Origin of the sequence: Actinoplanes sp. NPDC023801, assembly GCF_040639655.1 — a bacterium.
GTDB lineage: Bacteria > Actinomycetota > Actinomycetes > Mycobacteriales > Micromonosporaceae > Actinoplanes.
In genome coordinates, this window is sequence record NZ_JBFAAI010000001.1 from 310,555 (window position 1) to 322,888 (window position 12,334).

The following is a 12,334-nucleotide window of genomic DNA, read 5'->3' on the forward strand; positions in this document are numbered from 1 at the left end:
TCAGGCCTGCATCCTCATGATCTCTTGGAAGGCCTCGACGGCCTTGTTGCGGATCGCCATGGTCAGCTGCAGTCCGAGGGCCGCCTCGGTGGAGGCCATCGTGTACTGCGCCGGGTCGGACAGCCGGCCGTCGGCCACCTGTACGGCCAGGTCGGCCGCCTTCGTCTGGTTGGCCTGGACGTTCTCGATGCCCTTGGCGAGCATCCCGGCGAAGTCGGCGTTCGGTCCCTGCGGCGCGGCCGGCTCGGACGCGCCGAGCATGCTGCCCAGGCCGTTGAGGCCGCCAAGTCCGCCGCCGTTGCTGAGTCCGCTGATGGCGGAGAAGCCGCCGATGGGGCTGATCGGTGAGGTCAAGGTGATCACTTCCCGAGGTTGATCGCGGCGGTGTACGACTCGCGGGCGCGATCCACGACCGAGAGGTTGGCCTGGTAGGAACGCTGCGCCATCATGAGCTGGGCCATCTGGTCGCCCATGTCGATGTCCGGGCGGCGGACGTAGCCCTCGGCGTCGGCGAGGGGGTTGCCCGGCTCGTGCGCCAGGATGCCCTCGGCACTGCCGTAGTGGATGCCGGCGACCTCGGCGCCGTTGCCGTCCTGCGCCGCGCGGGCTGCGACGTAGCGCGCCTGGAAGGCGTTCTCGCTGGTCCGCGTCGTGGTGTTGATGTTGGCGAGGTTGTCGGACACCGCGTCGAGCCACTTGCGGTACACGGTGACGCCGCTGCCGGCGATTCCGATCGCGTTGAAGGTACTCATCGTCAGGCCCCCTTGATGGCTTCGCGCAGCAGGCTGTACTTGCCGTCCAGTGCCCGGATGGCGAGGTTGTAGCGCATCGTGGTGTCGATGTGCGACAGCGTCTCCTGGTCGAGGTTGACGTTGTTGCCGTTGAGCCGTGTCGGCTCCAGCGACGTCAGCACACTCGGGGTGACCCCGGCCGGTGAGCGGCCCTGGGTGACGGCGCTCTGCAGCGCCTCCTCGAACTTGACCTTACGGGCCCGGTAGCCGGGGGTCTCGATGTTGGCGATGTTGTTGGCGATGGCCTGCTGGCGGGCGGCGAGCCCGGCAACGGCGACGCGCAGTGAAGACGACGAGCGGTCGTCGAACAAGGTTTTCTCCCCAGTCGATCCGTTCAGGTCGCCGATCCTTGGCTTCTGAAGTTGAGCAATCCGTGCTCGTACCCTGCAGTTCGGCGAGCTCGCCGATCCGCTGAGTACCAACCGGTTGCCGGAGGGTTGCACGCGAAAAGGTCCCGGACCCCCCTCGGGGATCCGGGACCTTCGAGTCTCGGGACTACATGGCGCAATCCAAATAAACCGGACGTTTTACCGCCTCGCCGGTCTCGATCCGCGACGTCATCGCCATCTGCTGACGATTCGCGGTGAGCCGGCGGGCGATCTCCTCGGCCACCGCCAGCTGGCGGGTGAGGATCTCGTCGGCACGCGGCTTGAGCTCCAGCGGAAGCGCGCCGAGCTCGGTCGGCGGCCGCCACAGGTTCGACGGCGGGGTCTCCGCCATCCGGCGCTCGTCGGCGAGCATCGTCTCGACCGCGCAGACGTCCATCTCCAGGTCGTCGAGCGCCGCGGTCCAGGCGGCCCGCCAGTCGACGGCGTTCGACGTCGCAGTGCTCATGTCGAGGCCGAGGCGGCGTCGCGCCACGCGTCGCGCAGCGGCTCCAGCAGCGTGCGACAGGAGGCGACCCGGTCGGCGTCCCGCTTGATGTTCGCACCGATCAGCTCGGTCAGGACGAAGCCGTACAGACTCGCCAGGCCGGGCGCGCCCTCCCAGGCGTCCATGTCGAGAGTGACCCGGAGCTCCAGGACGATCTCCTGAGCGTGGGTGATCTTCTCGTGGGCGAGGTTCCGGTCGTCGTTGCGGAGCGCTTCCTCACCGTGCATGAGGTCGAGGATCAACCGGTCGTACAGCATGATCAGCAGCCGGGCCGGCGAGGCCGTGTTGATCGATTCCTGCAGGTAGCGTTCGCGGAGGTTCGGTGCGCTCATGAGTGTCCCTCGGTCGGTGGCAGTCGGCTGGGGGCGGATGGCGGCGGTCAGCCCAGGCTCGCGATCTGGCCGGAGAGCCAGCTCGACTGGTTGTTCAGGTTGCCGAGGGCCGTCTCCAGGGCTGCGTACTGCCGCTGCAGCGCCTGTCGCCGGGTGGCCAGCCGGGTGTCCCAGTTGTCGATCTGGTCGTTGAGCGACTTGATCTCGGTCTTGCGGCCGGTGACGACACGGGTGATCGTGAGCTGCTGCCCGTCGGTGAGCTTCCCCACCTGTTTGCCGAACGCCATGCCGGCTTCCTGGATGGCGGCCGGGTCCTTGGCGTACGCATCGATGAGGGTGCTCGCCTTGAACTCGAGCTGCGAGCCGTCCTTGCTCAGCGTGATGCCGAGCTGCTTGAGCGAGCCGAAGTTCACCGTCGTGGTGTCCTTCGCCCCGTCGTTGTCCGCGTCGGTGTTCAGCGTCCTGGTGAACGACAGGCCGTTGCTGACCATGCCGAGCACGGCCTGGGTCATCTGCCGGACGGTGAAGTCACCGGTCAGCGGTGACCCCTTCTTCGCCTCCAGGTCGTACTTGGTCTGCGCGGTGATCTCGGTGAGGGCCTCGTTGGCCGCGGTGACCAGCGCCTGGAACTTGTCGGCGATCGCGGTGGCGTCGGTGGTCGCGTTGACGGTGACGCCGAGCTCCTCCTTGGTGACGGCGAGGCTCACGCCCGGCATCAGGGAGGCGAACGTGTTCGTCGTGCTGTTGACCTTGTACTCGGAGGTGGTGCCCGGGTTCACGGTCAGCGTCGCGTCCTTGGCGGACGTCGTCTTCGTGCCGCTGCCGTTCTTGCCGTACCCCTCCAGCCCGGTGATCTGGAAGCCGTTGGCGGCGCCGCTCTTCATTCCGCTGAACTGCAGCACACCCTCGTTACCCGAGGTGTTGACCGCATAGGCGCGGATGCCGAGGCTCTTGCCGTCCGCGTCGGTCGCCGAGTTGACCGCGGCGGTGAGCTTGGCCGCGGTCCGCGGCTCCGGAACGGTGACCTCGACCGGATCGCCGACCGGCGTGAACTCGTCGACGCCGTCGTTGTTGGCGTCCGCGCTCCACGTACCCGGCTGGATCGTGATCTTGTCCGGGAGGGCCTGCTCCGCGGTGGTGTCACTGATCTCGAGGATCGAGGACTGCCCGCGGGCCACCGAGGTGACGTCGAAGGTCAGGCTGCCCGCCATGCCGGTGACACCACCGGTGGCGGTGGCCGTGACGCCCGTCGAGCTGGAGGTGGTCTTCAGGGAACGCCACGGGTCGAGCGAGCCCAGCGCGTCCGCGGCCGACTCGACGGCCTTGAGCTTCGCGTTGACCGACATGTACGAGGAGATGGCGGTCTCGGCGGTCGTGACCTTGGTCTTGAGCTTGGTTTGTGGGGCAGCCTCGACCTGCATCATCTGGCTGATCATCGAGGAGGTGCTGAGACCGCTGACGAGGCCGTCGACGGAGCTGGTCACGGGAGCCTGCCTTTCGTACCGGAGTACTTCGTACCGAGGACAAGAGCGGAGTGGGGGCAGCCGGCTGGGCGTGCCGGTCTACCCCCACTCTTCGGTCATTCGCTGATCGGATTCAGTTGTCTTCGGTCGCTATTCGGTTGTCAGCCGGTGCGTCAGCGCAGCAGCGACAGCACGTTCTGCGAGGACTGGTTGGCCTGCGACAGCATCGAGGTGCCGGCCTGGGTCAGGATCTGGTTGCGCGTGAACTGCACCATCTCCTGCGCCATGTCGGTGTCACGGATCCGGGACTCCGACGCGGACAGGTTCTCGACCGCCACGTTGAGGTTGTTGATGGTGTGCTCGAAGCGGTTCTGGTGAGCACCCAGCTTGGCCCGGGTGTCGGAGACCGACTTGATGGCCGCGTCGAGCGCCTCCATCGCCTTCGCGGCGCCCGACGGGATCGGGCCGCCAACGGCGTCCGGGTCGGCGGCGGTGGTCAGGTCGAGGTTGTTCAGGCCGAGCGTCTTCGCGTTGACCGCGCCGATCCCGACGTCGAGCGTCTCGCCCGCGTTGGCGCCGATCTGGAACGAGCCGGGCGTCGACGGCTGCGTGTTCGCGTCACCGGTCAGGCCCATCTCCGTGCTCTCCAGGGTGAAGGCCGTCGAGCCCGCCGCCTTGAAGGTGATCTCGTCGCCGCCGGCGCCCTGGTTGACCTCGGCGGTGAGGGACACCTCGTCACCGTTGTAGCCGGCTGCCTTCAGCGCCGCGGACAGCTTGTCGTTGACGGCGGTGGCGGCGTCCTGTGCGCTCGCACCGGTAGGCACCGTGATGGCGATGCCCTGGAGGCCGGCGACACCGCTGACATCCTTGCCACCGAGGTCGGTCAGCGACACGTTGATGGTGCCCGGGACGCCGGTGGTGATGGGCGAGGCGTCCGGCGTCTTGCTGACGTGCGTCCGGCCGAAGGTGCCGTCGAGCAGCTTCGACTTGCCGAACGACGTCGTCTCGGCGATCCGGTCGATTTCCGCGGAGAGCTGCTGGAACTCGCCGTTCGCGGCCTGCTTCGCCTCGTCGTCGAGGGAGGCGTTGTTCGACTGGACCGACAGGTCACGCATGCGCTGGAGCATGCTGGTGACCTCGTTCAGCGCGCCCTCGGCGGTCTGCACGACGCTGATCGCGTCCTGGGCGTTGCGAACCGCGACCTTGAGGCCGCCGGTCTGCGCGCGCAGGCCCTCGGAGATCGAGAGGCCGGCCGCGTCGTCGGCCGCCCGGTTGATGCGGAAACCGCTGGAGAGCTTCTCGAGCGACTTCGACATCTGGTTGTCGGTGACCGACAGGTTCCGGTAGGCGTTCTGAGCGGCGATGTTCTGGTTGATACGGAGACCCATGTGAAAATTCCTCCTTGACTGGGGTCTGTGCCGGCCCGTCCATGAGCCGTGGTCGTACGCCACATCCCATCGGCGGGTCGCCGAGAGGCCATGAGGATTCTCCGAGATTTTTTCGGGCTTTTAGGGCGAACCAGGGAAGCCGGCTTTATTCCGTCTTCGGGGCGGGCGGGTGGGGCGATCGGGGGAAACCGCTCAGCGGCACGGCGGATGTGCCGACCTGTCCGAATGAGCGGGTCCGCCGAGGGGGTGTGCCCGACCAGCCATACGACGGAGGACCGGGTGAGCCTGACCGATCTGGCCAGTGTCCTCTGGCGCTCACGCGAGCTGCTGGAGATGCTGCTGTTCAAGCTTGAGGAGGAGCAGTTGCTCCTCGCGTCCAACCGGTCCCGATGGCTCAGCCACGCCACCCGCGAGGTGGAGGTGGTCCTGGATCAGATCAGGCAGACGGAGGTCATCCGCGCGGCGTACTCCCAGGAGGTCGCCATCGAACTGGGCCTGCCGCCGGACGCGTCGCTCGGCGAACTGGCCGACACCGCGCCGGACCCCTGGTCGGAGCTGTTGCATCAGCACCGCAAAGCCTTCCTGATGTTGACGTCGGAGATCCGGGCCCTGGCCGACGTCAACCGTGATCTGCTCACCGCAGGCCAGCGCGCGGCTCGCGAAACCATGCTCGCGTTCGCTGAGACTGTGGAAACGTACGGACCACAGGGCCAGACCGTCAGCGGCGCCGTACGGCGCCCCACCCTGGTTGATGAGGCGATCTGATGGGCAGCACATTCAGCGGACTCAACACGGCACTCACGTCTCTTTACGCGCAGCGCCGGGGCCTGGACGTCACGGGTCAGAACATCGCGAACGCCAACACCGAGGGGTACACCCGCCAGCGGGTCGTGATGCACGCCCAGAACGCCAACCTGGTGCCGGGTATCTACGCCACCACCGACGCGATCGGCAACGGGGTCACCGTCTCGTCGGTCGAACGCCTGCGGAACACGGCGCTCGATCAGCGCAGTTTCACCGAGCACGCGAATTCGGCGTACCACAACGAGCGGGCCGGGGCGCATGCGCTGATCGAGGACGTCTTCGGGGAACCGAGCGACACCGCACTGCAGGCCCGGCTCCAGGACATGTGGGACGGCTTCAACGCGGTCGCCGCCAATCCGTCCCAGAAGGCGCCGAAGGCTGCCGTGCTCGAACAGGCGACGACGGTCGCGGCCTCGCTCAACGACGCGGCCGGCTCATTGAACAGTCAGTACATGTCGACCCGGGCCGGACTCGAGACCTACGTCGGTGAGGTCAACAAGACCGCGGCTTCGATCGCCCGGCTGAACCAGGAGATCGTGGTGGCCACCCAGGCCGGCCTTCAGGCGAACGAACTGATGGACCAGCGTGGACAGCAGATCCTCAAACTCGCCGAGCTGGCCGGCGCCACCGCCACCGACATGCCCAACGGCGCCACCAGCGTCTACATCGGAAACGCCCAGGTGGTCAGCGAGTTCAACGCACGCGAGATCGCCGTCGCCAAGCCCGCCGCGAACCGGCTCGAGGACCTGACGGACTACAACGTCAGTCTGCGGTGGACGGACCTTCCGGCCGAGGTGCCGGTGAACGTCGGCGGAACCATGGGGGCGCAGGTCGAACTGCTCGCCAGGGGCGGCACCCTGGACACCTGGTCCAAGCGGCTGGACGACGTCGCCACGAAGCTGGCGGCCAACGTCAACAGTGTGCACAACGGCACCGCACTGGACGCCGACGGCAACCCGCTTCCCGCGTACGGCATGGACGGCAGTTCCGGCCTCGATCTCTTCGAGCCCCGTAAACCGGACACCGTGCTGTCCGCCCGGAACATCACCGTGAACAGCGAGATCCTCGACAACGTCGACAAGCTCGCCGTCTCCTCGGGCGATCCGACCGGGGTCGCCTCCGGTGGCGTCAAGGTGCTGGACGGCAGCCGGGCGGACGCGCTGTCCGACCTGGCCGACTCCCGTAACGGTGCCGACGCGACGTACCAGCAGCTGATCGGTGACCTCGGGGTGGCGTCGCAGTCCTCGATCCGCCGCCGCGACATCCAGAACGCGGTGACCGATCAGGTCGACGCCGCGCGCGACTCGGAGTCCGGGGTGAACCTCGACGAGGAGATGACCAACCTGCTGACCTACCAGCGGGGATACGAGGCTGCCTCGCGCGTGCTGACCACGATCGACTCGATGCTCGACCAGCTCATCAACCGCACCGGTCTGGTCGGCAGGTAAGGGGGAGACCTGATGAGTATGAGCCCGCGAGTCACCGAGAGCAGTACTCGTACCCGGACGATGGCGAGCCTGCAACGCAGCCTGGGCCGGACGCAGGAGGCGATGGACCAGATCTCCAGCGGAAAGCAGCTGCGCCGGCCGTCGGACTCGCCGACCGGCACGGTGACGGCGCTGCAGTTGCGCGGCGAGGTGCGTGCGAACAAGAAGTACTCGGCCAACGCGGACGATGCGGTCGGACGGCTCGGCACGATGCAGGACACCCTCCAGAGCGTCACGGACCGTCTCCAGAAGGTGCGTCAGCTGACGCTCGAGGCCGCCAACGCCGGTGGTGGCAGCACCCCGGAGGCGAACCGGGCCCGCGCCGAGGAGATCGATCAGATCAAGGGCACCCTGGTTCAGTACGCGAACACGAAGTACCTGGACCGGCCGGTGTTCGGCGGGTCCACACCGGACTCCACCGCGTACACCGGCGGCGGCAAGTACGAGGGTGAGCAGGCCGGCCAGACGCTGCGCGCCATCGGCCCGAACGCCAAGGTCCGGGTGGATGTGCGCGGTCCCGAGGTCTTCGGCACGGACGCGGCCCTGGACGCCAACGGGGATCCGGTCCTGGACGGGGACGGTGAGCCGGTGCCGAACGAGCAGCAGTTGTTTCGTGTCCTCGACCGCCTCTCGAGGGCCATGCGGGACGGAGATGCCGGGGGCATCAAGACTGGCCTGGAAAACCTTGATATAGCCACTGAAAAAGTGAAGTCAACCCTTTCCGACGTAGGCGCCCGATATAATCGGGTTACGCAGATGAAGCAGTCCGCAGAGGATCGCTTGATGTCCGTGTCGTCGCAGCTGTCCGATATCGAGGATGTCGACCTGCCCAAGGCGATCATGGAATTGCAACTCCAGCAGACCTCGTATCAGGCCGCCCTGGCCGCCACGGCCAAGGTGATCCAGCCCTCGCTCATCGATTTCCTGAGGTGACCATGACTACTCGCACCGCGTCCCGACCGATTGAGGCCACCATGTCCGACCCGTCGCTGGGGTTGCCGACCATCTCGATGGCGGTCCCAATGCCGGGTTTCCCGGCGCACCGGGAATTCGTTCTGGTGCGACTCAACGACGACGGTCTGCTGTACGCGTTCACGTCCATCGAGAACCCGGAGCTCCGCTTCCTGGTCGCCCCGCCGGAGCCGTTCTTCCCGGACTACGCGCCGGAGATCGACAACGCGGTGTTCGCGGCCCTGAACACCAAGGACCCGGACCGGCTCCTGCTGCTCACGGTCATCACCGCGAGCGAGAACGAGACCACCGCCAATCTGCTGGCGCCGATCGTGGTGGACCGCGACAGCATGCGGGCCATGCAGGTGGTGCTCTCCGGATCCGGCTATCCGGTCCGGGCCATCATGAACCGGAACTACTGACCCTCCAGAAGCGGGCGCGGTCGCGTTTACCCAGCGGCCGCGCCTTTGCTGTCCGTTCCATGGATGGAGGACCCCGATGCTTGTGCTGACACGGCGGGCGGGGGAGAGCGTGATGATCGGCGACGACGTCGTCATCACGGTGCTCGAGGCGCGCGGTGACGTCATCCGGCTGGGAATCCAGGCTCCGCGGGACGTGCAGGTGCACCGCGAGGAGGTCTACCGCGAACTGCAGGAGGCCAATCGGGCGGCTGCGTCGCCCACCGAGGATGCCGTCAACGCGCTTGCCAAGATGTTCGAGAAGCCGGACACGCCGGATTGAGAAACGCCCGCCGCGACCCTACGCGGCGGGCGTTTCTAGCTCCTGACCTGCACCGGCCACTGACCCCGCAGACAACGTCCAGGCCGCACTCTCAACATCGGCGGGAGAGACCCGTCCCTGTCAGCCGGGGAGAGAGTGTGGGCGCAGAGCGCGAATCAGTGATCGGTGGCGGTGCGGTCGGCACGGCCTGCGCACTGGATCTGGCGGTGGACGCGCACGTGCACACCGGGTTCGCCGCCGGCCGGGATGCCGTCGGTGTGGTGGTCTCGGCCGCCGACCAGGTGGGGCTGTCCGCCCTGACCTTCGCGGACCAGGCCGGTCCGGACACCACCTGGCTGCCGGCGTACGCCGACGCGGTTCGCCGCGCCCGGCACCGTACCGAGATGACCCTGCGGGTCGCCGCCGAGGTGGAGGTGGTCCGCCCGGACGGCTGGCTGGCCCTGCCGCCGGACCTGGCCCCGCTCGATGCTCTCTCGGTCGCGGTCTCCGGCCTGCCGGTCGAGGGTGAGGTGCTCACCCCGCGCGAGGTGCGCCACCGTCTGGACACGGGCCGGCTGGTCGCCGGTCAGGTGGCGGAGCTGCTGGTGGCGGCGACCGTGAAGGGCCTGGAACGAGCATCCCGGTACGTGCCGGCCCAGCTGGCCCGTCCGCTGACGCTGCTCGGTCAGGCCGGACTGGACGACTCCGCGGTCACGCCGGAGCTGATCGCCGAACTGGCCTCCGCGTGCCGGACGACCGGATCGGTCGTCGAGGTCAGCGAGGCCTGGCGCAGTCCCTCCCCGCGAGTGGTGGAGATGCTGCTCGACGCGGCCGTACCGGTGGTGCCGGCGAGCGATGCCCGTTACGCCGTCGAGGTGGGCCGCTGGCACTACCTGCGACGTGTCTGAGTAGAACAGGAAAACCGAACACGATCTGCACTCGTCTCCGTACTCTCTGTCATGCCAGCACTTCAGCATGGGAGAGTTGCGATGAGTATGGTTCAGCAGGCTATCGAAGTCAGTGCACCGGTCCACACGGTGTACGAGCAGCTCGCAGCGTTCGAGAACTACCCGCGTTTCATGACCGGCGTGCGGCAGGTGACGTCGACCGGCGCCGACCAGACCCACTGGATCATGGATGTCGATGGGAAGCGCCGCGAGTTCGACGCCCAGATCATCGAACGGTCGCCGGACGAACGAGTCTCCTGGTCGACCATGGAGGGGCCCCTGCTCGCGGAGACGATCACGCTGCGTCCCATGGGTGAGACGAAGACCCAGATCGTCGCCCAGCTGGAGGCGGACATCGCCTTCCTCATGCCCAGCGACCGGCACGGCCAGGAATCCCTGAACCGCCGCCTCAAAGCCGACCTGACCACGTTCAAGGGTCTGGTGGAGAGCGGCGTGCTGGGAGGCCGGCCGATCCCGCACAGCGGCGTGAGCACCAAGACGCTCGCCGGACGGCAGCACACGCTGATCCCCGGCATCAGCGCCGACACCCCGTCACCCGCCGCGGTGGCCGCACGCATCCGCAACCGGAACACCGGACACGGGCCGGGCGCCGGATGGGACAACGGTGCCGTCGGCACCGCCCGGATGGGCGGCCACAGCACCGACAACGACATGTGGGGCAACGGCATGATCAACGAGGAGGAGCGGGGCTGAGCGAGCTCCGAGAACCTCGCGGGGCCCGGTGACGTTCGCGTCACCGGGCCCCTTCAGCTGGTGGCGGCTTCCAGGGTGACGACCAGCCGGGCGCCGCGGGGTTCGGCGTGCTCGTAGCGGACCGATCCGCCGTTCGCCTCGACCAGGTGGCGTGCGATGAACAGTCCCAGCCCGGCGCCCCGGATGAAGCGCCCGAACAGGTTGGGCAGCAGGTCGGAGGGAATGCCGGTGCCGCTGTCCTGCACCGCCAGCCGTACCGTGCCGCCCGTCTCCCGGCCGGCCCGGATGTGGATCGGCGGCGCCCCGTGGGTGAGGGCGTTCTTGAGCAGGTTCTCCACGACGACGGTGAGGTGGCCGCGGTCGGCGAGCGCGGCCACCTCCTCGTCGATGACTATCTCGACATCGCCGGTGGCGCTGGCGTCGCCGCAGACCGCCTCGACCACCTCGAGCAGCGGCACCGGTACGCGCCGCGCGGTCACCGTCCCGGTGTCCAGCCGGAAGAGCAGCTGGAGGTCGTTCATCATCTTGATGAGCCGCCGGGTGTTCTTGTCGATCTTCGTGGCCAGCTCGAGCCGGATGTCCTCGGGCAGATCGTGCCAGTCGGCGCAGAGCAGTTCGGCCAGACTGGCGATCGAGCTGATCGGCTGTGCCACGTCATGGGTCAGCATCGAGGTCAGGTCGTTCTTGAAGGCCAGGGCCGCGGCCAGTTCGGCGTTGCCGCGCTCCAGTTCGGCGGCGTGCTCGGTGAGCGCCTCCTCGGCCTGTTTGCGCTCGGCGATGTCGATGTAGGTGGCCACGTACCCGCGCGGAGCTCCGGCCGCGTCCGGGATGGCGGCCATGGTGGCGAGTACCGGCACATCGGTGCCGTCGGCGCGGGGGAGCAGCCAGTCGCCGCCGGTGCCGGGTGGTGGCAGTGGCGGCGATACCTCGGGTGGGTGGTCGTGGCCGGTCAGCTCCCGCCAGCGGCGGTTCACGTCGATCACCCGGTAGTTGGCGTCGAGGACCATGACGGCTTCGTTCATCGACTGCAGCAGGGTCTGTGCGAAGTCCTGCCGTTCCTTCAGTTCGGCCACCAGGTGCCGTTGCCGCTGGTCGGCGTCGTCGAGGGTGCGGACCAGATAGGCCAGCAGGGCGAGCAGCGCCAGCGCGGCCAGGATCACACCGGTGCTCACCGCGGCCACCGGGCGGCTCGAGCCGGTCCGCGCGGCGAATGCGCTGACCAGGGCGGCGACGATGGGGGCGGCGATCAGGGCGGGGGCCAGGCGGCGGATGGCGGCGCGCGGCCCGGAGTCGTCGAGGGTGTGCAGCGGTCCCGTCTCGGGCCGGGCCAGGATGGTGCCGATGGCGAGCAGAAGCAGTGCGCCGGCCAGGTAGGGCGGCATCACGCTGTCCGGTCCGCGGCCGGGCGGGAAGGCCGGTTCGAAGAGGCGGGGCACCAGGGCGACCAGGGCGATGATGGCGGCGCCCAGCAGGAGCGGGTCGGCGACCCGGAACGCGATCCCGCCGTTGCGGCGGGGCACGCGCAGGTCCAGGCATGCGAGGGCCAGCCCGGAGAGGGCGGTGGCGACCGCCGCGGCCGGATGACTGTCCAGTGCGGTGGCGCCCGCACCGGTGGCGGCCAGCGCGAGCAGCGCGGCCGCCGCGGCGCGTAGCGGACCGGTTCGAACGCCTGCGACCGGGATCACCTGGAGTGTCAGGGCGACCCCGGCCGGGATCAGGGCCGGCGCGGGCCCGGGTTCGGACGTGTGCAGGGCGCCGAAAACGGCGACCGCGACTCCGGCACACCCGGCGGTCAGCCGGGACAGCCTGCCCACGTCATGCGCCGCGATATGCACAAATACCCCCAAGACGTGAGGGAAAGAGC

15 protein-coding genes are annotated in these 12,334 nt (G+C 68.3%); 7 read left to right on the forward strand and 8 right to left on the reverse strand.

The features are described from left to right. The 7 genes from AB0G04_RS01450 to AB0G04_RS01480 form a co-directional block, all read right to left on the reverse strand. The gene (locus AB0G04_RS01450; protein ID WP_360974496.1) at positions 1–363 is read right to left on the reverse strand and encodes a flagellar hook-basal body complex protein FliE; all 363 of its coding nucleotides are present in this window, start codon (positions 361–363) and stop codon (positions 1–3) included. Then, positions 360–752 (reverse strand): flagellar basal body rod C-terminal domain-containing protein, encoded by a 393-nt coding sequence (locus AB0G04_RS01455; RefSeq protein WP_360974499.1) that lies wholly within the window; start codon positions 750–752, stop codon positions 360–362. The genes AB0G04_RS01450 and AB0G04_RS01455 overlap by 4 nt, the downstream gene beginning before the upstream one ends. Before the next feature lie 2 nt (positions 753–754). Further along, entirely contained in the window at positions 755–1,102 is a 348-nt protein-coding gene (locus AB0G04_RS01460) for a flagellar basal body protein (RefSeq protein WP_360974502.1), read from the reverse strand. Positions 1,103–1,286: 184 nt separating this feature from the next. After that, positions 1,287–1,625, reverse strand: a complete 339-nt coding sequence (locus tag AB0G04_RS01465; protein WP_360974505.1) for a hypothetical protein — start codon at positions 1,623–1,625, stop codon at positions 1,287–1,289. Further along, positions 1,622–1,996 (reverse strand): flagellar export chaperone FliS, encoded by a 375-nt coding sequence (gene fliS / locus AB0G04_RS01470; RefSeq protein ID WP_360974508.1) that lies wholly within the window; start codon positions 1,994–1,996, stop codon positions 1,622–1,624. Before fliS ends, AB0G04_RS01465 begins: the two co-directional genes overlap by 4 nt. Before the next feature lie 47 nt (positions 1,997–2,043). Continuing rightward, positions 2,044–3,480 (reverse strand): flagellar filament capping protein FliD, encoded by a 1,437-nt coding sequence (gene fliD, locus AB0G04_RS01475; RefSeq protein ID WP_360974511.1) that lies wholly within the window; start codon positions 3,478–3,480, stop codon positions 2,044–2,046. Positions 3,481–3,632: 152 nt separating this feature from the next. After that, positions 3,633–4,847, reverse strand: coding sequence for a flagellin (locus AB0G04_RS01480; protein WP_360974515.1), 1,215 nt, complete (start codon positions 4,845–4,847; stop codon positions 3,633–3,635). Between the two features lie 279 nt (positions 4,848–5,126). Here AB0G04_RS01480 and AB0G04_RS01485 point away from each other — a divergent pair, with 279 nt between their 5' ends. The 7 genes from AB0G04_RS01485 (at position 5,127) to AB0G04_RS01515 (ending at position 10,470) form a co-directional block, all read left to right on the forward strand. After that, complete coding sequence (locus tag AB0G04_RS01485; RefSeq protein ID WP_360974518.1) at positions 5,127–5,612, forward strand: flagellar protein FlgN; 486 nt, start codon at positions 5,127–5,129, stop codon at positions 5,610–5,612. Next, positions 5,612–7,099, forward strand: coding sequence for a flagellar hook-associated protein FlgK (gene flgK / locus AB0G04_RS01490; protein ID WP_360974521.1), 1,488 nt, complete (start codon positions 5,612–5,614; stop codon positions 7,097–7,099). The genes AB0G04_RS01485 and flgK overlap by 1 nt, the downstream gene beginning before the upstream one ends. Positions 7,100–7,159: 60 nt before the next feature. After that, entirely contained in the window at positions 7,160–8,071 is a 912-nt protein-coding gene (locus tag AB0G04_RS01495; RefSeq protein WP_360974524.1) for a flagellin, read from the forward strand. 41 nt (positions 8,072–8,112) lie between these two features. Continuing rightward, the gene (locus tag AB0G04_RS01500; RefSeq protein ID WP_360974527.1) at positions 8,113–8,511 is read left to right on the forward strand and encodes a flagellar assembly protein FliW; all 399 of its coding nucleotides are present in this window, start codon (positions 8,113–8,115) and stop codon (positions 8,509–8,511) included. Between the two features lie 76 nt (positions 8,512–8,587). Continuing rightward, positions 8,588–8,830, forward strand: coding sequence for a carbon storage regulator CsrA (gene csrA, locus AB0G04_RS01505; RefSeq protein WP_360974530.1), 243 nt, complete (start codon positions 8,588–8,590; stop codon positions 8,828–8,830). 137 nt (positions 8,831–8,967) lie between these two features. After that, positions 8,968–9,717: a hydrolase gene (locus AB0G04_RS01510; protein ID WP_360974533.1), complete on the forward strand. Its 750-nt coding sequence runs from the start codon at positions 8,968–8,970 to the stop codon at positions 9,715–9,717. An 81-nt stretch (positions 9,718–9,798) separates the two neighbouring features. Beyond that, positions 9,799–10,470, forward strand: a complete 672-nt coding sequence (locus AB0G04_RS01515) for an SRPBCC family protein (RefSeq protein ID WP_360974536.1) — start codon at positions 9,799–9,801, stop codon at positions 10,468–10,470. A gap of 53 nt (positions 10,471–10,523) precedes the next feature. On the opposite strand, the gene AB0G04_RS01520 is transcribed toward AB0G04_RS01515, so the two are convergent. Then, positions 10,524–12,284 (reverse strand): ATP-binding protein, encoded by a 1,761-nt coding sequence (locus AB0G04_RS01520; RefSeq protein ID WP_360974539.1) that lies wholly within the window; start codon positions 12,282–12,284, stop codon positions 10,524–10,526. Positions 12,285–12,334: the final 50 nt, after the last annotated feature.

Excerpts from the sequence above, each read along its gene's own strand:
- fliS (WP_360974508.1), bottom strand. The coding sequence starts at position 1,996 with ATGAGCGCACCGAACCTCCGCGAACGCTACCTGCAGGAATCGATCAAC.
- csrA (WP_360974530.1), top strand. The coding sequence starts at position 8,588 with ATGCTTGTGCTGACACGGCGGGCGGGGGAGAGCGTGATGATCGGCGAC.
- AB0G04_RS01465 (WP_360974505.1), bottom strand. The coding sequence starts at position 1,625 with ATGAGCACTGCGACGTCGAACGCCGTCGACTGGCGGGCCGCCTGGACC.
- AB0G04_RS01480 (WP_360974515.1), bottom strand. The coding sequence starts at position 4,847 with ATGGGTCTCCGTATCAACCAGAACATCGCCGCTCAGAACGCCTACCGG.
- AB0G04_RS01495 (WP_360974524.1), top strand. The coding sequence starts at position 7,160 with ATGGCGAGCCTGCAACGCAGCCTGGGCCGGACGCAGGAGGCGATGGAC.
- AB0G04_RS01455 (WP_360974499.1), bottom strand. The coding sequence starts at position 752 with ATGAGTACCTTCAACGCGATCGGAATCGCCGGCAGCGGCGTCACCGTG.
- AB0G04_RS01500 (WP_360974527.1), top strand. The coding sequence starts at position 8,113 with ATGTCCGACCCGTCGCTGGGGTTGCCGACCATCTCGATGGCGGTCCCA.
- AB0G04_RS01515 (WP_360974536.1), top strand. The coding sequence starts at position 9,799 with ATGAGTATGGTTCAGCAGGCTATCGAAGTCAGTGCACCGGTCCACACG.
- flgK (WP_360974521.1), top strand. The coding sequence starts at position 5,612 with ATGGGCAGCACATTCAGCGGACTCAACACGGCACTCACGTCTCTTTAC.